Origin of the sequence: Cupriavidus sp. P-10, assembly GCF_003402535.2 — a bacterium.
Lineage (GTDB): Bacteria > Pseudomonadota > Gammaproteobacteria > Burkholderiales > Burkholderiaceae > Cupriavidus.
Genome location: NZ_AP025170.1, coordinates 2,877,805 through 2,901,364 on the forward strand (window position 1 = coordinate 2,877,805; position 23,560 = coordinate 2,901,364).

Below are 23,560 nucleotides of genomic sequence, written 5' to 3' on the forward strand. Positions count from 1 at the left end.
AACAGAACCCGCATGATCCTTCAACAAGCCCTGCGACGCGAGCTCGCCTACACCGCCGGGGCGGTGTTCCTGGTGATGCTGACCTTCATGCTCACGTCGCTCGTGATCCGCATCCTGGGGATGGCCGCCAGCGGCAAGGCCAGCCCCAACGACGTGCTGATGCTGATCGGCCTGGCCACCATCGGCTACCTGTCCATCCTGCTGTCGGCCACCCTGTTCATCTCCACCCTGATCGTGCTTACGCGCTGGTACAAGGATTCGGAGATGGTGGTGTGGTTCTCGGCCGGCATCTCGCTGCGCGACCTGGTCAAGCCGGTGCTGCAGTTCGCGGCGCCCTTCATCGTGCTGGCGCTGCTGCTGGGCATGTTCGCCTGGCCGTGGGCCAACCAGCAGAGCGCGCTGTTCCGCGACCGCTTCGAGCAGCGCGGGGTGATGTCGATGATCGCCGCCGGCCGCTTCATCGAACCCGCCAAGGCCAACTACGTGCTGTTCATCGAGGGCATGGACCCCGACATGAAGCATGCGCGCAATGTCTTCGTCGCCAATTCCGAAGCCGACAAGATCGGCGTGGCGCTGGCGCACCAGGGCAAGTTCGAGACCATGCCCAACGGCGACCGCATGGTGGTGATGGAAAACGGCCGCCGCTATTCCGGCACGCCCGGCCAGATCGACTACCGCATCGTCGAGTTCGAACGCTATGCGGTCAAGGTGGACAGCAAGCCGCCCGAGTCCGAGGCCAAGCTGCCGCCCAAGAGCCGCGACACCATCGAGCTGATCCGCAACCCCACGCGCGAGAACCTGGGCGAGCTGATCTGGCGCATCTCGCTGCCGATCCTGGCCTTTAACTTCGTGATGATCGCGATTCCGCTGGCCTACGTGAACCCGCGTTTGGGCCGCTATACCCCGCTGGTGTTCGCGGTGCTGATCTACCTGACCTACAGCAACCTGATCAACCTGACGCAATCCTGGGTGCGCAACGGCTCGATGCCGTTCTGGCTGGCCTGGTGGCCAATCCACCTGACGGTGTTCCTGGGGGCGCTGGTGCTGTTCCGCTACCGGCAGAACCGCAGCCTGGGCGGCTGGAGCGCCGTGTTCGGCCTGAAACGGCGCAATGCCGCCACCAGCGGGAGCCGGGCATGAGGATCCTGCGCGTCTACGAACGCTACTTCGGCCGGCTGGTCTATGGCGTGTTCGCCTTCATCCTGTTCGCGGTGCTGTCGCTGTTTGTGTTCTTCGACATGCTCAATGAGCTGGAGAATGTCAACGCCCAGTACACCTCCCTGGTGGCGCTGTTCCACGTGCTGCTGCAGGCCCCAACCCGGGTCTACGAGGTGCTGCCGATCGCGGTGCTGATCAGTGCGATCTACGTGTTCTCGCAGCTGGCCAGCCAGTCCGAGTTCACCATCTTCCGCGTCGCCGGGCTGAATACTCGGCAGGCGCTGTTCTCGCTGTTCAAGCTGGCGGTGCCGCTGGCGATCGTGACCTTTATCTTCGGCGAGTTCATCGGCCCGCGCGCCGAGCAGTACGCGCAGAAGATCAAGCTTGAGGCGATCGGCGCGACGGTGTCGGCGGGCTTCCGTTCCGGCGTCTGGGTCAAGGACCGCGACCAGGACCCGGCCGGCGGCGGCGAGATCACCCGCTTCGTCAACGTGGCGGGGCTGCGGCCGGACCAGACCATCACCGGCATCACCATCTACGAGTTCGACCCGCAATACCGGCTGCGCGTGATCCGCGTGGCCAAGGAAGGCCGCTACCAGGGCAGCCAGGCCTGGGAGCTGCAAGGGGTCAGCGAGACACGCTTCACCGAGCTGATGCCGCAGGCCGATGCGGCCAGGAGCGCACCGCCGCGTGATGCCCTGTCGCCGGATTTCCGTGCCGAGCAGCTGAAATTCCCGCGCGTGGCCATGCACTCGGAATTGACGCCACAGATCCTGTCGGTGCTGCTGGTGACGCCGGAGCGGATGTCGACGCTCGACCTGTTCCGCTATATCCGCCACCTGCGCGACAACAAGCAGGACACGCAGCGCTATGAGATCGCGTTCTGGAAGAAGGTGATCTACCCGCTGACGCTGTTCGTGATGGTGGCGCTGGCGCTGCCCTTCGCCTACCTGCACGCGCGTGCAGGCGCGGTGGGCGTGAAGGTGTTCGGCGGCATCATGCTGGGGCTGTCGTTCCACCTGTCGAATACGCTGTTCTCGCACGTCGGCCTGCTGCATACCTGGCCGCCCATCATCTCCGCGTTGGTGCCAGGCACGCTCTACCTGACGGTGGCGCTGCTGGCCCTGCGCTGGGTTGACCGGCACTGAGGACGGCCATGGCAGCTAGCGATCGTGCCCTGGTCCTGTTCGCGCACGGCGCGCGCGATGCGCGCTGGCGCGAGCCGTTCGAGCGGCTGCAGCAGAAGCTGGTTGCCGCCCTGCCCGGCTGCGAGGTGCGGCTGGCGTTCCTGGAACTGATGTCGCCGCTGCTGCCGGATACGCTGGCGGAACTGGCCGCGGGCGGCGTCGGCGAGGTCACAGTGGTGCCGGTGTTCTTCGGCCAGGGCGGCCACATCCGGCGCGACCTGCCGGCCCTGCTCGACCAGTGCCGGCAGGCCCATTCCGGCCTGCGGATCCATTGCGCGGCCGCGGTCGGCGAGTCCGATGCGGTGCTGGATGCGATCGCGGCCTACTGCATGGCGTCGCTGCCGGCTGGGGATCCTGCAAAGCCCTGAGCGGCCCATGGATCCACGAATGAACAAAGCCCCGTGCCGGCATACCGGCACGGGGCTTTGTCTTTGTGGCGCGGAGCCTTCGGCTCAGGCAGCGCGCGGGGTGAGCACCCCGGTCGTGCCGGCGTCTTCCCGCGGCGACTCGGTGGCGCGCGCGGCCAGCGCCTCGCCGATCATCAGCAGGCTGGGCTGCACCGGGTCGATCCAGGCCGCGGCCTCGCCTGCCGCCATCCGGCCAAGCGTGAACTCGCGGCTGCGCTGGCGCGGCGTGGTGGCGGCTTCCACCACCCATGCCGGCGTCGACGCGGGCTTGCCGTGCGCGATCAGCTGCGCGGCGATCGAAGCGGCCTGGTCGCGGCCCATGTAGTAGACCAGCGTATCGGCCTTGACCGCGGCTTCGATATCGGCCGAGCCCTCGCCGTCCGCCGCCTTGGCCTGCGTGGCAAACGCCACGCTGCGCGACACGCCGCGCTTGGTCAGCGGCTTGCCGATGGCCGACGCAGCCGCCAGCGCGGCGGTGATGCCGGGCACCACTTCATACTCGATGCCGGCCGCTTCCAGCGCCTGCAGTTCCTCGTCGGCACGGCCGAACAGCATCGGATCGCCGCCCTTCAGGCGCACCACGCGTTCGTACTTGCTGGCCAGGTCCACGATCTGGCGGTTGATGAACAACTGCGCGGTGGAGCGCTGGCCGCAGCGCTTGCCGACTTCGACCAGTTCGGCCTGCGGACACCAGGCCAGCATCTCCGGCGACACCAGTGCATCGTGCAGCACCACCTGGGCTTCGCCCAAAAGCCGTGCACCACGCACCGTAATGAGGTCTGCCGCACCGGGGCCTGCCCCGATGAGGAACACCTTGCCGTAGGTCTTCTGCGCCTGCTTGTCCATCTGTTGCCCCTTGTCCGCTCGTTCCTGTTCGTTACCGATCAGGAGAACGCACGGATCATGCCTGCGGCCACCGTGTGGTTGGTCGCCTCGTCGATCAGCACGAATGCGCCGGTCGCCGGGTTGTCGCCGTAGGCATCGCACACGATCGGCTTCTGCAGCGAGATCTGCACCGAACCGATGTCGTTCAGGCGGATGTCGTGGCGGCCGGTCTCGTGCGACAGCGTATGCACGTCCAGCACGCGATCCACCGACGACACGCGCGCGAACACGCTGGCCGTGGTGTGCTTGAGCACGTACTTGCGCGACGGGTTCAGCGACTCGTCGTCGAACCAGCACAGGTCGGCCTGCAGCTTCTTGGCGGAGGCCGTGGTCGCATCGGCGGCAACGAACATGTCACCGCGTGATACATCGACGTCCTCGGCCAGGCGCACCGTGACCGTGTCTCCGACATTGGCCGATTCCGCGGCGCCGTTGGGCGTCAGCACCTCGGCCACCACGGCATCGCGGTTGGCGGGCAGCACGCGCAGCTTCTGGCCGACGCGCACGGTGCCGGCCTCGACACGGCCGGCATAGCCGCGGAAGTCGTCCGACTGCGAACCGTCCTGGCGGATCACCAGCTGCACCGGGAAGCGCAGCGCGGCGTCGTCCTCGGGCGCGGCCTCTTCCACCGGGAGGTCTTCCAGCAGCGGCAGCAGCGGCTCGCCCTGGTACCACGGCGTGGCGTCGCTCGCGTGCACGATGTTGTCGCCGCGCAGCGCGGAGACCGGCACGTAGCGCACGTCCTTCAGGCCCAGCTGCTCGGCCAGTTCGGCGTAGGCGGCGCGGATCTCGTTGAAGGTCTGCTCGCTGAAGTCGACCAGGTCCATCTTGTTGACGGCCACGATCACGTGCTGGATTTCCAGCAGCTTGAGGATCGCCGAATGGCGCTTGGTCTGCGCCAGCAGCTCGGCGCGGCCGTCCTTGACGGTGACGCGCGTGGCATCGACCAGCACGATGGCCGCGTGCGCGGTCGACGCGCCGGTAACCATGTTGCGGGTGTACTGCTCGTGGCCCGGCGTATCCGCGATGATGAACTTGCGGCGGGCGGTCGAGAAGTAGCGGTAGGCCACGTCGATGGTGATGCCCTGCTCGCGTTCGGCTTCCAGGCCGTCGGTCAGCAGCGAGAAGTCGATCTGCTCGCCGGCGGTGCGCTTGTTCTTGGCATTGGCCAGCGCGGTCAGCTGGTCCGACAGCACAGCCTTGCTGTCATACAGCAGGCGGCCGATCAGCGTGCTCTTGCCGTCGTCGACGGAGCCGGCGGTGATGAAGCGCAGCAGGCCTTGGTGGGTTGCTTGGTGAGTCATGTCTGGATCCTTTGCTGCGTGCGGCTTAGAAGTAGCCTTCCTTCTTGCGGCGCTCCATCGAAGCTTCGCTGGTCTGGTCGTCCATGCGGGTGGCGCCGCGCTCGGTGATCTCGGTCACCGCGGTCTCGGCGATGATCGCTTCCGGCGAATCGGCAACGCTGGCCACCGGGCAGGTGCAGCTGATGTCGCCAACGGTGCGGAAGCGGACCGACAGCACTTCGCTGACGTCGCCGTCCTGCTTGGGCGTGATCGGCGTGACCGGCACCAGCAGGCCGTTCTTGCGCACCACTTCGCGCTGGTGCGAATAGTAGATCGGCGGCAGGGCCAGCTTCTCGCGGGCGATGTACTGCCACACGTCCAGCTCGGTCCAGTTCGAGATCGGGAACACGCGCATCTGCTCGCCCTGCGCCATGCGGGCGTTGTAGAGGCTCCACAGCTCGGGGCGCTGGGCCTTGGGGTCCCACTGGCCGAACTCGTCGCGGAACGAGAAGATGCGCTCCTTGGCGCGGGCCTTCTCTTCGTCGCGGCGGGCACCGCCCATCAGCGCGTCGAACTTGTGCGCCTCGATGGTTTCGAGCAGTGTCACGGCCTGCGCCGCGTTGCGCGAATCGGTTTCCTTGCGCAGGCGCACGGTGCCGCGCTTGATCGAGTCTTCCACATGACCCACCACCAGGCGCGCACCCAGTTCGGCCACGCGCTGGTCACGGAACGTGATGACTTCCGGGTAGTTGTGGCCGGTGTCGATATGCACCAGCGGGAACGGCAGCTCGATCTTGCGCTCGCCCAGGCGGAATGCCTTCAGCGCCAGGTGCAGCATCACGATCGAATCCTTGCCGCCGGAGAACAGCAGCGCCGGGTTGCGGCACTCGGCCACCACCTCGCGGATGATGTAGATCGATTCCGCTTCCAGGCGGTCGAGATGGTCGTTCTGTACCTGCAACAGGTGCGCCACGCTGCTCGTTTGCGTCAACCCTGCTTCTGCGATGTCGTTCATGATGCCCATTTTTGTACCGGCCTCAATGCTTGATGTTCTGTTCGTGGAGCCCGCACTCTTTCGAGTCCTTGCTCTCCCACCACCACCGTCCCGCGCGCACGTCCTCGCCCGCGCGCACTGCACGCGTACAGGGTTCGCAGCCGATGCTGGGATAGCCCTTGGCGTGCAGGTCGTTGACCGGCACGTTGTGGCGCTTCAGGTAGGCCCACACCTCCGGCTCGGACCAGTCCGCCAGCGGGTTGAACTTGGGGATGCCGCGGGCGTCGTCCATTTCCTCGAACGGCAGCTCGGCGCGCGTCACGGCCTGCTCGCGGCGCTGGCCGGTCAGCCAGGCGTCGGCGTGCGACAGCGCGCGGTTGAGCGGCTCGACCTTGCGGATGCCGCAGCATTCCTTGCGCAGGTCGATGCTGTCGTAGAAGCCGTTCAGGCCATGCTTCTTCAGGTAGTTCTCGACTGCCTCGGCGTCCGGCGTGTACTGCTCGATGCTGTAGCCGTAGTGCGACTGCACCTTGTCCAGCACCGCCAGGGTCTCGGCGTGCAGGCGCCCGGTCTGCAGGGTGAAGACACGGATGCCAGCGCGCACGGCGGGGGTACCGCGCAGGATGGCATCGGTCAGCACCATGTCTTCGGCGGCCAGGCTGGAGGCAAAGCGCGCGCGGAAAAAACGCGCGGCGATGCCGGCCAGGCGCTCGCCCAGCTCGCGCTCCTTCTGTTCCAGCGCTTCGATGCTGCCGGTGTATTCGGGCGCGACCCACAGCGCGGGCGGACGCAGGCCGGACACTGAACCGGCACCCGTGTCTGCCACCACCGCAATATCGCTCAGCACCGTGCTCATGCCGTGGCCTTCGGTTGCACGACGCCATCTTCGGTGCGGGCGCGGCGGAACAGCGGCAGCGGCTCGTCGACCGAAGCCTGGTAGGTCACCGTGAACTCGGTGAAGCCCTTGATGGCGTCGTCGATGTTCTTGTCGGCGCGCACCGCGAAGGCGTCGAAGCCGCAGCGCTTCATGAAGTTGAGCTGGTCGCGCAGCACGTCGCCGATGGCGCGCAGCTGGCCTTCCCACTTGTAGCGGGTGCGCAGCAGGTAGGCCGTGGAGAAGCCGCGGCCATCGCGGAACACCGGGAAGTCCACCGCCACCAGCGACACGCGGTCGAAGTACGCGGCGGCATCGCCCGGCTCGTCTTCCGGCGCCAGCCACACGCCGGTGCGTGCCGCGTCGCGGCCGGCCAGCAGCGCTTCATTGGCCTTCCACACCGACAGCGGGAACAGCACGGCGTCCTGGCCTTGCACGGCAGCAGCGACCAGTTCCTCGGTCAGCGGTTGCTCTTCAGTGGCGCGCAGCACGGTCCAGTTGTCTTCGACGATCACCGGGGTGACGTTCGCACCGTCGCGTTGCAGTTGAATGATCTTTGCCATGTTCAGTCTCTCCGGTCCTCAGGCTTCAGCGCGCTCGCGCGGCTGCTTGTCGGCATAGACGCGCTCCTTGAACGGGGCGATGCCGATGCGGGACAGGGTTTCGATAAAGCGTTCGTCTTCGATGCGGTTGGCCACGAAGGTGTCGATGATGCGGGTCACCACCTCGGGCATTTCCTCGGCGCTGAACGACGGGCCGATCACCTTGCCCAGCGCGGTCTTGTTACCCTGGGCGCCGCCCAGCGTGACCTGGTACCACTCCGAACCGTCCTTGTCGACGCCCAGCACGCCGATGTTGCCGACGTGATGGTGGCCGCAGGCGTTGATGCAGCCCGAGATGTTCAGCGAGATCTCGCCCAGGTCATAGACATAGTCCAGGTCGTCGAAACGGTCCTGGATCGCCTGCGCGATGGGGATCGACTTGGCGTTGGCCAGCGAGCAGAAATCGCCGCCCGGGCAGGCGATGATGTCGGTCAGCAGGCCGATGTTCGGCGTGGCCAGGCCGGCCTTCCTGGCCAGTTGCCACAGCGCGTACAGGTCCTGCTTCTTCACGTCCGGCAGCACCAGGTTCTGCTCGTGCGCCACGCGCAGTTCGCCGAAGCCGAACTGGTCGGCCAGGTCGGCCACGGTTTCCATCTGCGCGTCGGTGGCGTCGCCCGGGGGCGAGGCCAGGCCCGGCTTGGTCGACAGCGTCACCGCGGCGTAGCCCGGCACCTTGTGGCCGTGCACGCTGCGGCTGACCCAGCGTGCGAACGCCTTGTCTTCGAGCAGGTGATTTTCGTACGAGGCGTCGGTGTCGGCCAGCTTCTCATACGCGGGCGGCGTGAAGTACTGCGCCACGCGGTCGAACTCGACCTGCGTCAGCGTGGCCGGGCCGTCCTTGCTGTGCTGCCATTCTTCCTCGACTTCCTGCGCGAACTTCTCCACGCCGATGGCCTTCACCAGGATCTTGATGCGGGCCTTGTACTTGTTGTCGCGGCGGCCGTAGCGGTTGTACACGCGGATGGCCGATTCGACGTAGGTCAGCATGTGCTGCCACGGCAGGTCGTCCTTGATGATCGAGCCCAGGATCGGCGTGCGGCCCAGGCCGCCACCGGCCAGGATGCGCAGGCGCGTTTCGCCCTCGGCATTCTTGTAGGCGTAGATGCCGATATCGTGCATCTGCACCACGGCGCGGTCGTCTTTCGAGGCCGAGATCGCGATCTTGAACTTGCGCGGCAGGAAAGCGAACTCCGGCTGGAACGTGCTCCACTGGCGCAGCAGTTCGGCCAGCACGCGCGGATCGACCGACTCGTCCGGCGCGACGCCGGCGAAGTGGTCGGTGGTGATGTTGCGCACGCAGTTGCCCGAGGTCTGGATGCCGTGCATCTCGACGCTGGCGAGCTCGGCCAGCACGTCGGGCACGCGCTCCAGCTCCATCCAGTTGTACTGGATGTTCTGGCGGGTCGAGAAGTGGCCATAGCCGCGGTCGTACTCGCGCGCGATATGGGCCAGCTTGCGCAGCTGCGTCGCCGACAACAGGCCGTACGGGATCGCCACGCGCAGCATGTATGCGTGGCGCTGCATGTACAGGCCGTTCTGCAGGCGCAGCGGCAGGAATTCTTCCTCGGTCAGCTCGTCCGACAGGCGGCGACGCACCTGGTCACGGAACTGGGCGACGCGCTCGTTGACGATGCGCTGGTCATATTGGTCGTACTGATACATGGCGGGGTCCGTTCAGTATTCGTTGAATTCAGGAAACGAGCTTGATGGCGACCAGCGTCAGCGTGGTCGCCAGGGCGGCGCGCACCAGCCGCTCGGGCAGCGCCCGCGACAGTTGCGCGCCCAGCCAGATGCCGGGGATCGAACCCACCAGCAGTGCTAGCAGCAAATTCCAGTTGACGGTGCCGAGCCACACGTGGCCCAGACCTGCCAGCGCCGTCAGCGGGACGGCGTAGGCGATATCGGTGCCGGCGACTTCGGCCGGCTTCATATGGGGATACAGCAGCAGGATCAGCGTGGCGCCAACCGCGCCGGCGCCGATCGACGACACCGTCACCAGCACGCCGATCACTGCGCCCACCACGATGGTGGCGATGATTTGGGCACGGCCATGCAGCTGGAAGCGCGGGTTGCGTTCGAGCCAGGCCAGCATCTGCTTGCGGAACAGCAGCGACAATACGGTCAGCAGCACCGACACGCCGATGGTCACGCGGATCGCGTGCAGCCACTGCGCATTGAGTTCACCCGCGCTCTTGAGCACCAGGATGGCCACGACCGCCGCCGGCAGGCTGCCGATGCACAGGCGCCGCACCACCTGCCACTGCACATGGCCGTGGGCGCGGTGCGCGATGGTGCCGAAACCCTTGGTGATCGCAGCGAAAGCCAGGTCGGTGCCGACCGCGGTGGCCGGCGAGAAGCCGAACAGCAGCGTCAGCAGCGGCGTCATCAACGAGCCCCCACCCACGCCGGTCAGACCGACGAGGACGCCTACAAACAGACCGGAAACGGTATAGGCCAGCGACATGGGGGACTCGGTGGGCCCTGGCCCGTGAGGCTCGCATCACAATCCGGGGGCTGCGAGCGGACGCACTGAGGGCAGGACGTTCATTAACAAAGTTCGAGAATCGTAATAAACTGGCCTCATACCTCAAACTAATAAGAAGTTGTTTGTTTATACGACCCGAGTTATATGAACCTCCACCAGTTTCGCTTCGTGCGTGAGGCCGTCCGGCAGAACTACAACCTGACCGAAGCCGCCAAAGCGCTCTACACGTCACAACCTGGCGTGTCCAAGGCCATCATCGAGCTGGAGGAAGAGCTGGGTGTCGATATCTTCACGCGCCACGGCAAGCGGATTCGCAGCCTGACCGAACCGGGGCGGCGCATTCTCACCTCCGTTGAGAAGATCCTGCAGGAGGTCGAGAGCCTGAAGCGGGTCGGCATGGACTATGCCGCACAGGACCAGGGCAACTTCACCATTGCCACCACCCATACGCAGGCACGCTATGCGCTGCCACGGGTGATCGGCGAGTTCACCAAGCGCTACCCCAAGGTCCGGCTGTCGATCCAGCAAGGCAACCCGACGCAGATCGCCGACATGCTGCTGCATGACCAGGCCGATATCGGCATCGCCACGGAAGGCATCACCGACGACAAGAACCTGGTGTCGTTGCCGGGCTATCAGTGGACGCATATGGTGATTACGCCACCCGACCATCCGCTGCTGGACAAGAAGCACCTGGCGCTGGAAGACCTGATGGGCTACCCGCTGATCACCTACGACCCCAACTTTGCGGGCCGGCCCAAGATCGACAAGGCCTTCGAGCTGCGCCACCTGAAGCCGGACATCGTGCTAGAGGCGATCGACGCGGACGTGATCAAGACCTACGTGGAGATCGGCCTGGGCGTGGGCATCGTCGCCGGCGTGGCCTATGATGCCGAGCGCGACCGCAACCTGCGCGGGATTTCCGCCGGCCACCTGTTCGGCAGCAATGTGACGCACCTGGCGGTCAAGCAGGGCGCCTACCTGCGCAGCTTTGTCTACACCTTTATCGAGCTGTTCTCGCCGACACTGAACCGCAAGCTGGTCGAACAGGCCATGTCGGGCGAGCACGAAGCCTACGAACTCTGAGGGCGGCACCCCGCCGCCTCTCTCTATATAAGAAGCAAACCCAACATGCATTGCATTCCCGTCACGCCGCGCCGGCCGGAGGCGCTGTGAGCCAACCCATGAGCCAACCCATGAGCGAAGCCACCAGCGAACTGCCCCGCATCCACTGGACCGAGGACGGCACCGAGCGCAGCGCCGCCTGGCGCTCCGAGGCCGGCAACCCGCCGCCGCGCCGCGTGGTGGTCGCCGATGACACCACCAGCGCCGACACCGCCTACCGTCTCGCCTGCGAAGGCACTGCCCTGCTGTGGCGCGGCGACTTCCAGAACGCGCGCCAGCTGCTCAACGCCCTGGCGCGGCGCACCGAGCGCAAGCCCAAGAAGGCCAGCCGGCCGGGCCAGAAGGCCAAGGGCGCGCCCGGCTCCGCCACCGAGGCCTTCCACCTGCACCGGCTGGCGCAATCGCAGCGCGCCCGCACGCTGGGCATGCTGCTGCTGCCGTTCGAGGCCGACCACAGCGTGCCGCTGCGCCGCGCGCCCGATGTGCGCGAAGCCTGTGAACAGGCCTACGGCCCCGCAGGCGAACCCTATGTGGCGTCGCTGCGCGAGTTGCTGGGCATGATCGGCGCCTACGAATGGCGCAAGAAAGGCGTGGAGATCCCGGCGCTGGAAGACCGCATCCATCCCTGGTACGGCGTGTTCTCGCCGGTGCGGGGCGAGTACGTCGACCTGGTCGCCGCCGAGCCGCTGCCGTCGAAGGCGCTGGCCTTCGACATCGGCACCGGCACCGGCGTGCTGGCCGCGGTGCTGGCCCGGCGCGGCGTGAAGCGCATCGTCGCCACTGACCAGGACCCGCGTGCGCTGGCCTGCGCCCGCGAGAACATCGGCCAGCTCGGCTACGCCGGCCCGGTCGAGATCGTGCAGGCCGACCTGTTCCCGGAAGGCCGGGCGCCACTGGTGGTGTGCAACCCGCCGTGGGTGCCGGCCCGGCCGAGTTCGCCGGTCGAGCGTGCCGTCTATGACCCGGACAGCGCCATGCTGCGCGGCTTCCTCGACGGCCTGGCCGACCACCTGGAGCCCGGCGGCGAAGGCTGGCTGCTGCTGTCCGACCTGGCCGAGCACCTGGGCCTGCGCCCGCGCGCGCAGCTGGAAGGCTGGATCGAGGCCGCCGGGCTCAAGGTGCTGGGCCGCTCCGATATCCGCCCGCGCCATCCGCGCGCCGCCGACCCCACCGATCCGTTGCATGCGGCGCGGTCGGCCGAGGTGACCACGCTCTGGCGGCTGGGCGTGCGCTGACGCGCGTGCCCTTGCAGGCGGAGTTCGGCTATCCTTCCCGTCACAAATAAGACCGGAGGAGACAAGATGCCGAAGTTGCCCCGCGCGTTGCCCCGCGCGTTGCCCCGCCTGCTGCCCACCGCCCTACCCGCAACACTACTCGCCACCCTGCTCTGCGCCAGCGCCGCCGCGCTGGCCGATATCCGCGTTGGCATCGACGTGTCCACCACCGGGCCGGCGGCCTCGATCGGCATCCCCTCCAAGAACACCGTGCTGATGTGGCCGCAGACGCTGGGCGGCCAGAAGGCGCACTACGTGATCCTCGACGACGGCTCCGACCCGGCCGCGGCGGTGCGCAACGTGCGCAAGCTGATTTCCGAGGAAAAGGTCGACGTGATCGTCGGCCCCAATATCACGCCGACCGCACTGGCCGCGCTCGACGCCGTATCCGAGGGCGAGACGCCGATGGTGGCGCTGGCCGCGTCGGCGTCGATCGTCGAGCCGCAGACCGACGCCAAGCGCCGCTGGGCCTTCAAGATGCCGCAGAACGATTCGCACATGGCGACCGTGCTGACGGAGTACATGAGCGACCACGGTATCAAGACAGTCGGCTTCATCGGCTTTGCCGACGCCTATGGCGAAAGCTGGTGGCGCGAGTTCTCGAAGCTGGCCGAGGTGCGCAAGATCAAGGTGGTCGCCAACGAGCGCTTTTCGCGCAACGACACCTCGGTGACCGGCCAGGTGCTCAAACTGATGGCCGCCAACCCCGACGCCGTGCTGATCGCCGGCGCCGGCACGCCCTCGGTGCTGCCGCAGAAGACGCTGGGCGAGCGCGGCTACAAGGGCAAGGTCTACCAGACCCACGGCATCGCCACCTGGGAATTCCTGCGCATGGGTGGCAAGGACGTCGAAGGCACGCTGTTCCCGACCGGGCCGGTCGTGGTGGCGCGCCAGCTGCCCGAGAGCCACCCCGTGCGCAAGGTCGCGCTGGACTTCGTCAACCGCTACGAGGGCAAGTACGGCGCCGACAGCGTGACACAGTTTGCCGGCGACGCCTGGGGCGCGTGGCTGCTGCTGGACGACGCCGCGCGCCGCGCGCTCAAGACCGGCGCCCAGCCCGGCACGCGCGAATTCCGCGCCGCCATGCGCGACGCGCTCGAATCCACCACCAATCTCACCATCCCCAACGGCGTGCTGAACCTGAACGCGAAGGACCACCAGGGCTTCGACCAGCGTTCGCGCGTGATGGGGGTGATCCGCAACGGCAAGTTCGCCTATGCGGGCGACAAGTAGCCATCGCCCGCCGAACCCGGCCTTCTGAAAGGAAGCATCGCATCATGACCACTACTTCCACCCCTTCCGTCACTGTTGCCTTCATCGGCCTGGGCGCCATGGGCTCGCACATGGTCCGCCACCTGCTCGCCGCCGGGCACACCGTGCGCGCCTTCGTACGCCGCCCCGAAGCCGCAGAGGCCGCGCGCGGCCTGGGTGCGGAGCCGTTCTTCACGCCCGCCGAGGCGGCGCGCGGCGCCAGCGTCGTGTTCACCAACGTGACCTCGTCCGAGGACGTGCGCGAAGTCCTGCTGGGCGAGCAAGGCGTGATCCACGGCGCGGCGCCCGGCACGGTGTGCGTCGACCACAGCACGATCTCGCCGGTGGTCACGCGCGACATCGCCGCGGCACTGGCCGCGCGCGGCCTCGAGGCGCTCGACTGCCCGGTGTCGGGCGGCACCACGGCCGCCGCATCCGGCAAGCTGACCATCATGGTCGGCGGCAAGCTCGAGGTGCTGGAACGCGTGCTGCCGCTGCTGGAACTGCTGGGCACGACCATCACGCATATCGGCGACAACGGCGCCGGCCAGGTCGCCAAGCTGTGCAACCAGATCGCGCAGGTGGTCAATATCGAAGGCATCGCCGAGGCCATGCGCTTTGCCTCGGCGCAGAACGTCGATACCGGCCGCGTGCTGCAAGCCATGTCGACGGGCATGGCGGGCAGCCGCATGCTCGACCTGATGGGGCCCAAGATGGTGTCGCGCAACTTCGCCGCAGGCATCGAGGCGCGGCTGCACGACAAGGACTTCGGGCTGGCGCGCGATATCGCCGAGGAGATCGGCCTGGATCTGCCGGCGATGCAGGCCACCTCGGCGCAGCTGCGCACGCTGATGGCCAACGGCTGGGGCAAGGACGATACCTCGTCGCTGCTACGCGTGCTGGAGGGCTGAGCCCGACGCTCAGCTGCCCGTCAGGCGCAGGACGGCGCGCACCAGCGCGCTGTCGGCATCATTGAAGCCATCGAGCACGTTGAAGTGATGGCAGCCCGGCAGCACGAGATCGCTCGCGGCCGGACTGCCGACGTTGGCGGGCCACGCCGCCCGCATCAGCGCATGCTGGCGGTGGTACTCTGCCGCTTCCAGTTCGCCCACCGCGAGCGACAGCGGCGCGGCAGTGGCCGGCGTCATGTAGGCCGGCGAGAGCCTCGCCACGTCGTCGTCCGATAGCCGCAGGTCGCATTGCAGGAACGCGGCGCGGCGCAGCGGCTCCATGTCATACAACCCGCTGACCGACAGCCCGCCCCTGATCAGGTCGGCGGGCAGGTCTTGCGCCAGCTGCGGCCAGCGCGCCGCCATCAGCATTGCCACCAGGTGGCCGCCGACGGAATGCCCGGCGGCGAACAGCCGTTGCCGGTCATGCCCCAGCTCGCCGGATTGCCGGTACAGCCACGCCACGCTGCGCAGCACCTGCCGCACGATCTCAGGCACCGTTACCGACGGCACCAGCGAATAGTTGACCACCGCCACCGACACCCCCTGCGCCGGCAGCACGCTGGCGACGAAACTGTGGTCGCGCTTGTCCAGCGCGCGGTAGTAGCCGCCGTGGACAAACACCAGCAGCGGCGGCGCTGCCCCGCCATCCGCCGACGCCGGGAAATAATCCAGCGTCTCATCCTGCGGATGCCGCGAACCCGCATCGGCATAGCTCAGGTCCGCGATCAAGCCACCGCGCTCGCGCACCTGCGCCGACCACTCGCCCCAGCGCGCCATATGCGCCGGGTTATCTGGAACGTTGGCGCGGTTGTTGTATTCGCGCTCGTAGAAGCCGGGGTCTTGCGAGGGCAGGCTGGCGAGGCTCGCCAGCGAGGCATGGTCGGTCATGGCGGTCGGTGCGTGCGGAGTCTGGACAAGTTGGCGCGGCGTCGGTGGTGCGCGGTGACGGCGATGCTAACCGGCTTCGCCACGCAAAAGTTATCCGGGCCATTACCATGGCCCTCGCGGCCGGTTGTCGGTTGGGGGGAATTGCGGCATAATCGCCGGCTCAGCCCGGCATCGGTTCCGATGCCGTCACACCTGCCCGGGTGGTGAAACAGGTAGACGCAGGGGACTCAAAATCCCCCGCCGCAAGGCGTGTCGGTTCGAGTCCGACCCCGGGCACCAGATTCCCTTCCAAAGCAAGCCCGCATGTGGGGTGGCTCCGGCTCATCCTTAAACCTCGATTTCGTCGAGCTTGTGCGTCTTCAGCCAATCGCGAACCAATATATTGAGCCGCGTTTGCCAGCGCGGCCCGCTCGCCTTCAAAGCCTCAAGTACATCGTCATCGAGCCGCACGGTGGTGGCTGTCTTGGTGGTGCCGCGCGGACGGCCACGCCCCCGCTTGACGATCTTGTCGCCCTTCAGCAAGTCGGCCTGCCTGAAAAATTCGTCGGTTAGCTCCGGTGCGTCATCCGGATCAACCCAGGTGGTGGACGTAGCGCGCTTGCTCCCGCTCATTGGCTTTCCTCATGCTGATAATGCGGCGGGCCTCGCCACGCGTCGTCCACACCAGGACGACCATGCGGCCATCCATCGTTCCGACCGTGATGTAGCGGGGCTCGGGGTAGCTGTCACGGGCATCTTCGCCAGTGAAGTGGGTGCCTGCGAAAACCTCCGCCGCCCGCGCGAAATCGAGCCCGCGCTCGGTCAGAGTCCGGTCTCGCTTGGCGGGATCGAATTCAATGATCACGGCATTTAATTGTACTTACGAATATTCGGAACACAACCTATTTTTTGTACGTACTAAATTATCTCGGCACCACCGGCCTAACGCGTCACTTCGCTTATACCTGCGATTCCTTGCGGGCCAGAGTTTGAAGCTGTGTCGGACGTCGCCCACTGGTGCCGATGCGCCTGGCTTCCTATCCTTGGCATTGCCATCCTGTCACCGGAGCCACCATGAGCCGACTGCACCTTTCCGCCCTAGCCTGCGCCACCCTTCTGGCCGGCTGCGCCGGCGCCAATATGGAAAACCTGACCCAGGCCGGCGGCAGCCTGTTTACCGCGGCCACGCTGTCGGACACCAACGTCAAGACGCTGTCCGACCAGTCGTGCGCGGAAATGGACCAGAAGAACACCATTGCCGCGGCCGACAGCACCTACACCAAGCGGCTCGCGAACGTGATGAGCGGGCTGAGCAATACCGGGCTGCCGCTCAATGCCAAGGTCTACGTGACCAAGGACATCAACGCGTGGGCCATGGCCAATGGCTGCGTGCGCGTCTACAGCGGGCTGATGGACTTCCTCACCGACGACGAGGTGCGCGGCGTGCTCGGCCATGAGATCGGCCATGTGGCGCTGGGCCACACCAAGGCGGCGATGCAGGTGGCCTATACCACCGCGGCTGCGCGCGGCCTGCTGGGATCGACCAGTATCGCTACGCTGACGGCACTGTCGTCGTCCCAGATCGGCGAACTGGCCGAGACCTTCGTCAACGCGCAGTTTTCGCAGCGCCAGGAAACCGCTGCCGACGACTATTCCTTCGACCTGCTGACCAAGAACGGTGCCAACCGGCAGGCGCTGGCCTCCGCGTTCCGCAAGATGTCGCAGCTCGACGGCGGGCAGTCGAGCATGCTCAGCACACACCCCGGTTCACTGGATCGCGCGAAGCATATTGAAGCCCGCCTCGCCGGCGGGCGCTGAACGCGCCGCATCCTGCCGTGCCGCCGCACCCGTTCGGGTGAGGCGGTCTACGCTGCCTCTCCCCTCACGCTTGCCCCCTTCACGGGTATCGGGCAGACACGCGCGCGGAATGTCGACCGCGCTTAATTCAGCGGAGAAAGCTTTCAGTACGCCGGCCCGAAACGGGCGGGGATAATGCCTCACGCTGCATTTGCCGGTCGGTGTGGCATACGCAGTCATTGTCTTTCCCGCCCCGAGGACACGCCGCCGCGCCATGGAAATGCTCTCCGCCCTGCTCGCAGGACAGCCAGAAATCGCACTGTTCCTTGCGCTCGCGGTTGGCCATGCAATCGGTGCGATCCGCTTCGGCCCGTTCCAGCTCGGCGGCATCTGCGGCACGCTCATCGCCGCGCTGGTGATCGGGCAATCCGGCGCGCACCTCGATAACGACGTCAAGAACGTGGCCTTTGCCGTGTTCATCTTCGCGCTGGGCTTCACCGGCGGTCCGCAGTTCTTTGCCAATGTCGGGCGCGAATGGCGCATCGGCCTGCTGTCGCTGGTGGAAGCGTTCGTGCTGCTCGCGCTGCTGGCCATCGCCGTGCCGCTGCTGCGGCTCGACCAGGGCACGGCGGCGGGGTTGCTGGCCGGAGCCGCCACGGAGTCGGCGGTGATCGGCACCGCTTCCGAAGCGATCGCGCGGCTTGGCATCCCGGCCGAGCAGGTGCGCGTGCTGCAGACCAACATCGTCACGGCGTACAGCGTGACCTACCTGTTCGGGCTGGTGTCGATCGTCCTGCTCACCAGCCAGCTCGCGCCGTGGCTGCTGCGCGTGAACCTGCGCGAATCCGCCGCGCAATTGTGGCAGAAGCTCGGCGGCGAGAACGACATGGGCGCGGACCAGCGCAGCGCGTTGCCGCTGCTGGTGGGTCGCCTGCTGCGCGTCGAGCACCTCGCCGGCAAGACCGTCATCGAGGCCGAGCGGACCGTACAGCTTGGCGTCACCATCCGCCGCATCCGCCGCGGCGACAACACCTTCCGCCCGGCGCCCGAGGAAATCCTTCGCGTCGGCGACGTGATCCTGGCCGTGGGCCGCCGCGACGCGATGGTCGACTTCGCGCGCAATGTCGGCACCGAGCTGCCCGACGAACCCGGCATGGACGCCGTGCAGGCCGAGCAGGAAGTGCTGCTCACCCGCAAAGAAGTCGCGGGCCTGTCGCTTGCGCGGCTGCGGCAGGTGGCCGACGTGGGGCTGGCGCGCGGCGTTTACATCCAGCGCATCACGCGCATGGAGCATCGCATTCCAACGCTTGCCAGCACCGTGCTGCGCCGGGGCGACGTGCTGACGCTGAGCGGTCCGCAGGAAGCCGTGCAGCGCGTGGTGCCGGAGCTTGGCTACGTGGTCACGCCGACGGTCAAGACCGACTTTGTGTTCCTTGGCATCGGCGTGCTGCTGGGCATGCTGCTCGGCGGGTTCAGCGTCAAGGTGGGCCAGGCCGACCTGACGCTCGGCACCGGCGGCGGCTGCCTGGTCTCCGGACTGATCTTCGGCTGGCTGCGCGCACGCGCGCCGGTGGTGGGCTCGCTGCCGTCGCCGGCGGCGGAGATCCTCAAGGACTTCGGGCTGGCCACGTTCATTGCCGCGGTGGGCCTCTCGGCTGGCCCGGATGCGGTCAAGCTGGTGCGCGAATACGGCTTGATCCTGCCGGTGGCGGGCATCCTGGTGTCGATCGTGCCCGCGGCGGTTTCGCTGGCGATCGGCCACTGGTGGCTCAAGCTGGAAACCCCGATCCTGCTTGGCGCGGTCGCCGGCCAGCATTGCAGCACGCCGACCATCATGGCGCTCACCAATGCCGCCGGCAACGGCACGCCGGTGATCGGCTACACCATCACCTACGCCATTTCCAACGTGCTGCTGCCGCTGCTGGGCCCCATCGCGGTGGCAATGGCCGGCGCTCTGGCGCGCTAGCCGGACCGATGCCGCCGCGCACATCGATTACCCACCACCACCCCAAGACGATGCAACGCCTCCTCTCCCAATCCGCATCACTCGCTTCAGGAGCCTTCGATGGAATGGTTGCATGACATTTTCCAGAAGTCGCCCGAATCGGCGCTCTTCCTTTCCCTGGCGGTCGGCTACGCCATCGGCAAGCTTACTTTCGGGCGCTTCCAGCTCGGCGGCGTGGCGGGCTCGCTGCTCGCCGCGGTGGTGATCAGCCAGGTCGGCGTCGAGATCGACAATGGCGTCAAGGCCGTGATGTTCGCGGTCTTTATCTATGCGGTCGGCTATGAAAGCGGTCCGCAATTCTTCAACTCGCTGAACCGCAGCTCGCTGCGCGAGATCGCGATGGCGGTCTTCATGGCGTTGTGCGGCCTGGTCACGGTGGTGGTGCTGGCCAAGCTGTTCCATCTCGACAAGGGCCTGGCCGCGGGGCTGGCCGCCGGCGGCATGACGCAGTCGGCAATCATCGGCACGGCGGGCGATGCCATCACCAAGCTGGGCTTGCCCCCCGACCAGGTCAAGACGCTGCAGGCCAACGTGGCGATCGGCTATGCCGTGACCTACGTGTTCGGCTCGCTGGGTGCGATCATTGTCTGCGTGAACATCCTGCCGCGCTTCATGAAGTCGGACCTGAAGACTGACGCCAAGAAGGTCGAGGCGCAGCTGCACGGCGGCCTGCCGCAGTTCGGCCCGGGCCAGCGCGGCGCGCTGCCGCGCCTGGTGGGCCGGCTTTACCGCGTGAACGATGCTACCGGCAAGACCGTCTCGCAACTGGAGATCGGCGGCGAGGACCTGGTGACCGTGGAAAAGGTGCAGCGCGCCGGCAAGCAGCTCGAAGTCACGCAGGACCTCGTGCTGCAGCACGACGACCTGGTACTGCTGGTCGGCCGCCGCGATGCGATCGTGCCGACGGCCGCGCTGATCGGGGCAGAAGTGGCCGACGCCGACGGCATGGGCGCGGTCATGCAGTCGCGCAACGTGGTGTTCACCGCCAAGGGCATGAACAACAAGACCGTGGCGGAGATCGTCGACATGGTGGGGCGCGACATGCGCCATGGCGTCTATATCGAGCGCATCGAGCGCTATGACCACCCGCTGCCGCTGCTGCCCGAACTGAAGCTGCAGCATGGCGACATCATCACGCTGTATGGCACCCCCGCCGACACCAAGCGCGCGGCCGGGATGGCTGGCTACGAGCTGGTGCCCAGCGAGAAGACTGACTTCGTCTACTTCGGCGCCGGCGTGCTGGTAGGCCTGCTGATCGGCCTCCTGGTCTGGCGCGTCGGCTCGATCCCGCTGACGCTGGGCGCGGGCGGCGGCGCGCTGCTGTCGGGCCTGGTGTTCGGCTGGGCGCGTTCCAAGCACAAGATGTTCGGCGCCATGCCGACCGCCGCGTGCCAGCTGCTGAAGGACTTCGGGCTGGCCGCGTTCGTCGCCATCGTCGGCATCAATTCAGGCTTGCAGGCGGTGTCGACGCTGCGCCAGAGCGGGCTGACCATCTTCATCCTGGGCGCGGTGGTGACGCTGCTGCCGCTGTTCCTGACGATGCTGTTCGGCCGCTACGTGCTCAGGTATGACAACGCCGCGCTGCTGGCCGGCGCGCTGTCCGGCTCGCGCAGTGCCAACCCGGCCTTCGGCGGCATCCTCGACAAGGCCGAAAGCCCGGTGCCGACCGTTCCCTTCGCCATCACCTACGCCCTCGCCAACGTGCTGTTGACCCTGCTGGGGCCGCTGGTGGTGGGCCTCGTATAGCCCTTCCCTGCCTTTCACGCTGCGCGGGCCGCCACCTGACATTCCGGCCCGCCGGCCCAACCCGACAAGCGTCTACACAGGAGCAAGCCATGAGCAAACCCGATATCTCCAAGCTGGCCAGCCTTTCCCCGTTCGAGCTGAAGGATGAGCTGATCAAGCTTGCCAGCAGCGATGCGGAACGCCTGATGCTTAATGCGGGCCGCGGCAATCCCAACTTCCTCGCCACCGTGCCGCGCCACGGCTTCTGGCAGCTGGGCCTGTTCGCCATGCGTGAATCGGAGCGTTCGTTTTCTTACATGCCCGAAGGCGTGGGGGGCTTTCCGCGCCGCGATGGCATCGAGGAACGCTTCGACCTGTTCGCGCGCGAATTCGCCGACACCCCGGGCGTGAAGTTCCTGGCCGGTGCGGTGTCGTACGTGCGCGACCAGCTCGGCCTGAATGCCGGCGACTTCCTCTACGAGATGTGCGAAGGCATCCTCGCCTGCAACTACCCGGTGCCGGATCGCATGCTGAAGCTGTCCGAGACCATCGTCGGCCAGTACATCCGCAAGGAGATGATCGGCGACCATCCGTTCATCGGCGAGTTCGACCTGTTCGCGGTCGAGGGCGGCACCGCGGCGATGACGTACCTGTTCAACACTATCCGCGAGAACCACCTGCTCAAGGCCGGCGACACCATCGCGCTGGGCATGCCGATCTTCACGCCGTATATCGAGATCCCCGAACTGAACGACTACCAGCTGGAAGAGCTGTCCGTCGACGCCGATCCCGAATCGCGCTGGCAATATTCGAAGAAGGAACTGGACAAGCTGCGCGACCCCAAGGTCAAGGCCTTCTTCCTGGTCAACCCTAGCAATCCGCCGTCGGTGCGCATGAGCGACGAGAGCCTGGAATACCTGGCCTCGATCATTGAAGAGCGCCCCGACCTGATCATCCTGACCGACGACGTCTACGGCACCTTTGCCGACAACTTCGTCTCGCTGTTCGCGATGTGCCCGAAGAACACCATCCTGGTGTACTCGTTCTCCAAGTACTTCGGCGCGACCGGCTGGCGCCTGGGCGTGATCGCCACGCACCGCGACAATATCTTCGACCTGCAGATCGGCAAGCTGCCGCAGGCGCAGCGCGAGCAGTTGAACAAGCGCTACAGCTCGATCACCACCGAGCCGGAGAAGCTCAAGTTCATCGACCGCCTGGTCGCCGACAGCCGCACCGTGGCGCTGAACCACACGGCTGGCCTGTCCACGCCGCAGCAGGTGCAGATGGTTCTGTTCTCGCTGTTCTCGCTGATGGACACGCCGGACAACTACAAGAACGCGATGAAGCGGCTGATCCGCAGCCGCAAGGCCGCGCTGTACCGCGAGATCGGCATTGCGCCGGAGGGCGATGACCCGAACGCGGTCGACTACTACACGCTGCTCGATATCGAGCAGCTCGGCGGCAAGGCGATCGGGCCGGAGTTCGTCAAATGGGTGATGGAGGCGGTCGAGCCCAACGAGCTGCTGTTCGAGCTGGCCGACGAGGCGGGCGTGGTGTTGCTGCCGGGCCGCGGGTTCGGTACGCGGCATCCGTCTGGCCGGGTGTCACTGGCCAACCTCAATGAAGCTGATTACGCCAAGATCGGCCGCGCGATCCGCAAGCTGTTCGAGGAGTATGTGGAGAAGTACAACGCGGCGACGGGGAGCAAGGCGAACAAGAACGTCGTGAAGAAGTAAGCCTTCGTTGGCGTGCCTGAGAGCCCGGCCCTGAGCCGGGCTCTTTTTTTATGCCTTACGCGCCCCGCCAGTTGTCTTACCGCGATTCGACGAACGCGAGCACCGTGGCCAGCATGCCTTGCAGCGCCGGCTGCAGCCCCGCCGACCGCGCCTCGTCATAGGCGAACGGATATGTCTCGCTCATATACGCACACTGCGACAGCTCAAGCTGCACCGCGTGCACGCCATCCTGCGGCTTGCCGTACTGGCGCGTGATATAGCCGCCCTTGAAACGCCCGTTGAGCACCGCGGTATGGCCGGGCACAGCGCTCGCCAGTTCGAGCAGCTGGTTCGCCAGCCCCGCGTCGCAGCTCTCGCCATTGGCCGTGCCGAGATTGAAATCCGGCAGCTTGCCCTCGAAGAAGCGCGGCAGCGCCGAGCGGATCGAGTGCGCATCCCACAGCGCGACGGTGCCGTGCTCGGCCTTCAGGCGCGCCAGTTCCGCGGCCAGCGCTTCATGATACGGGCGCCAGATCGCGTCGCGGCGCGCGGCGATTTCCGCGTCGTCGGGGCCGTTGCTGCCATCGGCATAAAGCGCCGTCTTGTCGAAGGTGTCGACCGGGCACAGGCCGGTGGTGTCCTGGCCGGGATACAGGTTGGCGTTGTCGGGCGGACGGTTCAGGTCCACCACGTAGCGCGAATGCGTGGCGACCAGCACGGACGCGCCCAGCTCGCGGGCAAAGCCGTACAGGCGTTCCAGGTGCCAGTCGGTGTCGGGCACGGTGCGGGCCTCGGCGGTGAGGCGCTGCGAGACCGAAGCCGGCAGGTGCGTGCCGACGTGCGGCATCGATACGAGCAGCGGGCGCGTGCCGCGATGCAGGGTGAAGGCGGGGGTATCGGTGGAGAAGGACATGTTCTGGTGCAATGCGTTGGGCGGTGCCTGTAATCGTCGCGTATCAGTCGCGAATCAGTC

Annotated in this window: 22 protein-coding genes and 1 tRNA gene; 12 read left to right on the top strand and 11 right to left on the bottom strand. The window is 66.6% G+C overall.

Translation table 11 applies throughout. The annotated features are described in order from the left end of the window. Positions 1 to 12 precede the first annotated feature (12 nt). Genes lptF through CTP10_RS13250 form a run of 3 tightly spaced genes read left to right on the top strand, consistent with a single transcriptional unit; the run spans position 13 to position 2,713 of the window. Entirely contained in the window at positions 13 to 1,140 is a 1,128-nt protein-coding gene (gene lptF / locus CTP10_RS13240) for an LPS export ABC transporter permease LptF (protein WP_116317989.1), read from the top strand. Then, complete coding sequence (gene lptG / locus CTP10_RS13245) at positions 1,137 to 2,306, top strand: LPS export ABC transporter permease LptG (RefSeq protein ID WP_116317990.1); 1,170 nt, start codon at positions 1,137 to 1,139, stop codon at positions 2,304 to 2,306. Before lptF ends, lptG begins: the two co-directional genes overlap by 4 nt. An 8-nt stretch (positions 2,307 to 2,314) precedes the next feature. Next, entirely contained in the window at positions 2,315 to 2,713 is a 399-nt protein-coding gene (locus tag CTP10_RS13250) for a sirohydrochlorin chelatase (protein ID WP_116317991.1), read from the top strand. An 84-nt stretch (positions 2,714 to 2,797) separates the two neighbouring features. Here CTP10_RS13250 and cobA read toward each other — a convergent pair whose 3' ends face one another. The 7 genes from cobA to CTP10_RS13285 are packed head-to-tail and all read right to left on the bottom strand — an operon-like array spanning position 2,798 to position 9,854. Next, positions 2,798 to 3,598 carry a uroporphyrinogen-III C-methyltransferase gene (cobA, locus tag CTP10_RS13255; protein ID WP_116317992.1) on the bottom strand — a complete coding sequence of 267 codons (801 nt, stop codon included), beginning with the start codon at positions 3,596 to 3,598 and terminating at the stop codon, positions 2,798 to 2,800. Positions 3,599 to 3,636: 38 nt separating this feature from the next. Continuing rightward, on the bottom strand, positions 3,637 to 4,941 hold the full coding sequence (locus CTP10_RS13260) for a sulfate adenylyltransferase subunit 1 (protein ID WP_116317993.1): 1,305 nt from the start codon (positions 4,939 to 4,941) through the stop codon (positions 3,637 to 3,639). Between the two features lie 25 nt (positions 4,942 to 4,966). Continuing rightward, positions 4,967 to 5,944, bottom strand: a complete 978-nt coding sequence (gene cysD / locus CTP10_RS13265) for a sulfate adenylyltransferase subunit CysD (RefSeq protein ID WP_442875087.1) — start codon at positions 5,942 to 5,944, stop codon at positions 4,967 to 4,969. A gap of 13 nt (positions 5,945 to 5,957) precedes the next feature. Then, on the bottom strand, positions 5,958 to 6,770 hold the full coding sequence (locus CTP10_RS13270; protein ID WP_116317994.1) for a phosphoadenylyl-sulfate reductase: 813 nt from the start codon (positions 6,768 to 6,770) through the stop codon (positions 5,958 to 5,960). After that, a complete protein-coding gene (locus CTP10_RS13275) occupies positions 6,767 to 7,351 on the bottom strand; it encodes a DUF934 domain-containing protein (protein WP_116317995.1) in 585 nt (194 codons plus the stop codon). The genes CTP10_RS13270 and CTP10_RS13275 overlap by 4 nt, the downstream gene beginning before the upstream one ends. Before the next feature lie 18 nt (positions 7,352 to 7,369). After that, positions 7,370 to 9,052, bottom strand: a complete 1,683-nt coding sequence (locus CTP10_RS13280) for a nitrite/sulfite reductase (protein ID WP_116317996.1) — start codon at positions 9,050 to 9,052, stop codon at positions 7,370 to 7,372. Positions 9,053 to 9,080: 28 nt separating this feature from the next. Then, on the bottom strand, positions 9,081 to 9,854 hold the full coding sequence (locus CTP10_RS13285) for a sulfite exporter TauE/SafE family protein (protein ID WP_116317997.1): 774 nt from the start codon (positions 9,852 to 9,854) through the stop codon (positions 9,081 to 9,083). 165 nt (positions 9,855 to 10,019) lie between these two features. Here CTP10_RS13285 and CTP10_RS13290 point away from each other — a divergent pair, with 165 nt between their 5' ends. From CTP10_RS13290 to CTP10_RS13305, 4 genes are all read left to right on the top strand, one after another. Continuing rightward, entirely contained in the window at positions 10,020 to 10,961 is a 942-nt protein-coding gene (locus CTP10_RS13290; protein WP_063240158.1) for a CysB family HTH-type transcriptional regulator, read from the top strand. Between the two features lie 110 nt (positions 10,962 to 11,071). Beyond that, positions 11,072 to 12,235, top strand: coding sequence for a methyltransferase (locus CTP10_RS13295; protein ID WP_116317998.1), 1,164 nt, complete (start codon positions 11,072 to 11,074; stop codon positions 12,233 to 12,235). Between the two features lie 75 nt (positions 12,236 to 12,310). Beyond that, a complete protein-coding gene (locus CTP10_RS13300) occupies positions 12,311 to 13,507 on the top strand; it encodes an ABC transporter substrate-binding protein (RefSeq protein ID WP_233527989.1) in 1,197 nt (398 codons plus the stop codon). A 44-nt stretch (positions 13,508 to 13,551) separates the two neighbouring features. Then, positions 13,552 to 14,436 (top strand): NAD(P)-dependent oxidoreductase, encoded by an 885-nt coding sequence (locus CTP10_RS13305; RefSeq protein WP_116317999.1) that lies wholly within the window; start codon positions 13,552 to 13,554, stop codon positions 14,434 to 14,436. Between the two features lie 9 nt (positions 14,437 to 14,445). Here the strand turns inward: CTP10_RS13305 and CTP10_RS13310 are convergent, their stop codons facing one another. Further along, positions 14,446 to 15,366 carry an alpha/beta hydrolase gene (locus CTP10_RS13310; protein WP_116318000.1) on the bottom strand — a complete coding sequence of 307 codons (921 nt, stop codon included), beginning with the start codon at positions 15,364 to 15,366 and terminating at the stop codon, positions 14,446 to 14,448. Between the two features lie 194 nt (positions 15,367 to 15,560). Here CTP10_RS13310 and CTP10_RS13315 point away from each other — a divergent pair. After that, positions 15,561 to 15,645: transfer RNA gene (locus tag CTP10_RS13315), tRNA-Leu, on the top strand. Positions 15,646 to 15,693: 48 nt separating this feature from the next. Here the strand turns inward: CTP10_RS13315 and CTP10_RS13320 are convergent. Together CTP10_RS13320 and CTP10_RS13325 are read right to left on the bottom strand one after the other, a co-directional pair. After that, entirely contained in the window at positions 15,694 to 15,978 is a 285-nt protein-coding gene (locus tag CTP10_RS13320) for a BrnA antitoxin family protein (protein ID WP_116318001.1), read from the bottom strand. Then, the gene (locus tag CTP10_RS13325; protein WP_116318002.1) at positions 15,938 to 16,210 is read right to left on the bottom strand and encodes a BrnT family toxin; all 273 of its coding nucleotides are present in this window, start codon (positions 16,208 to 16,210) and stop codon (positions 15,938 to 15,940) included. Before CTP10_RS13325 ends, CTP10_RS13320 begins: the two co-directional genes overlap by 41 nt. Positions 16,211 to 16,419: 209 nt before the next feature. Between CTP10_RS13325 and CTP10_RS13330 the strand changes: the two genes are divergently transcribed. From CTP10_RS13330 to CTP10_RS13345, 4 genes are all read left to right on the top strand, one after another. Next, entirely contained in the window at positions 16,420 to 17,163 is a 744-nt protein-coding gene (locus CTP10_RS13330; protein ID WP_116318003.1) for a M48 family metallopeptidase, read from the top strand. Positions 17,164 to 17,422: 259 nt separating this feature from the next. After that, positions 17,423 to 19,108 (top strand): aspartate-alanine antiporter, encoded by a 1,686-nt coding sequence (gene aspT, locus CTP10_RS13335; protein ID WP_116318265.1) that lies wholly within the window; start codon positions 17,423 to 17,425, stop codon positions 19,106 to 19,108. Positions 19,109 to 19,207: 99 nt separating this feature from the next. Beyond that, positions 19,208 to 20,893 (top strand): aspartate-alanine antiporter, encoded by a 1,686-nt coding sequence (gene aspT, locus CTP10_RS13340; protein WP_116318004.1) that lies wholly within the window; start codon positions 19,208 to 19,210, stop codon positions 20,891 to 20,893. Positions 20,894 to 20,982: 89 nt separating this feature from the next. Then, positions 20,983 to 22,608: a bifunctional aspartate transaminase/aspartate 4-decarboxylase gene (locus tag CTP10_RS13345; RefSeq protein WP_116318005.1), complete on the top strand. Its 1,626-nt coding sequence runs from the start codon at positions 20,983 to 20,985 to the stop codon at positions 22,606 to 22,608. Positions 22,609 to 22,684: 76 nt separating this feature from the next. On the opposite strand, the gene hutG is transcribed toward CTP10_RS13345, so the two are convergent. Continuing rightward, entirely contained in the window at positions 22,685 to 23,500 is an 816-nt protein-coding gene (gene hutG / locus CTP10_RS13350; RefSeq protein ID WP_116318006.1) for an N-formylglutamate deformylase, read from the bottom strand. Positions 23,501 to 23,560 lie beyond the last annotated feature (60 nt).

Bases quoted from the DNA above. Each gene is read 5' to 3' on its own strand.
- lptF (WP_116317989.1), top strand. From the start codon at position 13: ATGATCCTTCAACAAGCCCTGCGACGCGAGCTCGCCTACACCGCCGGG.
- lptG (WP_116317990.1), top strand. From the start codon at position 1,137: ATGAGGATCCTGCGCGTCTACGAACGCTACTTCGGCCGGCTGGTCTAT.
- CTP10_RS13250 (WP_116317991.1), top strand. From the start codon at position 2,315: ATGGCAGCTAGCGATCGTGCCCTGGTCCTGTTCGCGCACGGCGCGCGC.
- cobA (WP_116317992.1), bottom strand. From the start codon at position 3,598: ATGGACAAGCAGGCGCAGAAGACCTACGGCAAGGTGTTCCTCATCGGG.
- CTP10_RS13260 (WP_116317993.1), bottom strand. From the start codon at position 4,941: ATGACTCACCAAGCAACCCACCAAGGCCTGCTGCGCTTCATCACCGCC.
- cysD (WP_442875087.1), bottom strand. From the start codon at position 5,944: ATGGGCATCATGAACGACATCGCAGAAGCAGGGTTGACGCAAACGAGC.
- CTP10_RS13270 (WP_116317994.1), bottom strand. From the start codon at position 6,770: ATGAGCACGGTGCTGAGCGATATTGCGGTGGTGGCAGACACGGGTGCC.
- CTP10_RS13275 (WP_116317995.1), bottom strand. From the start codon at position 7,351: ATGGCAAAGATCATTCAACTGCAACGCGACGGTGCGAACGTCACCCCG.
- CTP10_RS13280 (WP_116317996.1), bottom strand. From the start codon at position 9,052: ATGTATCAGTACGACCAATATGACCAGCGCATCGTCAACGAGCGCGTC.
- CTP10_RS13285 (WP_116317997.1), bottom strand. From the start codon at position 9,854: ATGTCGCTGGCCTATACCGTTTCCGGTCTGTTTGTAGGCGTCCTCGTC.
- CTP10_RS13290 (WP_063240158.1), top strand. From the start codon at position 10,020: ATGAACCTCCACCAGTTTCGCTTCGTGCGTGAGGCCGTCCGGCAGAAC.
- CTP10_RS13295 (WP_116317998.1), top strand. From the start codon at position 11,072: ATGAGCGAAGCCACCAGCGAACTGCCCCGCATCCACTGGACCGAGGAC.
- CTP10_RS13305 (WP_116317999.1), top strand. From the start codon at position 13,552: ATGACCACTACTTCCACCCCTTCCGTCACTGTTGCCTTCATCGGCCTG.
- CTP10_RS13310 (WP_116318000.1), bottom strand. From the start codon at position 15,366: ATGACCGACCATGCCTCGCTGGCGAGCCTCGCCAGCCTGCCCTCGCAA.
- CTP10_RS13320 (WP_116318001.1), bottom strand. From the start codon at position 15,978: ATGAGCGGGAGCAAGCGCGCTACGTCCACCACCTGGGTTGATCCGGAT.
- CTP10_RS13330 (WP_116318003.1), top strand. From the start codon at position 16,420: ATGAGCCGACTGCACCTTTCCGCCCTAGCCTGCGCCACCCTTCTGGCC.
- aspT (WP_116318265.1), top strand. From the start codon at position 17,423: ATGCTCTCCGCCCTGCTCGCAGGACAGCCAGAAATCGCACTGTTCCTT.
- aspT (WP_116318004.1), top strand. From the start codon at position 19,208: ATGGAATGGTTGCATGACATTTTCCAGAAGTCGCCCGAATCGGCGCTC.
- CTP10_RS13345 (WP_116318005.1), top strand. From the start codon at position 20,983: ATGAGCAAACCCGATATCTCCAAGCTGGCCAGCCTTTCCCCGTTCGAG.
- hutG (WP_116318006.1), bottom strand. From the start codon at position 23,500: ATGTCCTTCTCCACCGATACCCCCGCCTTCACCCTGCATCGCGGCACG.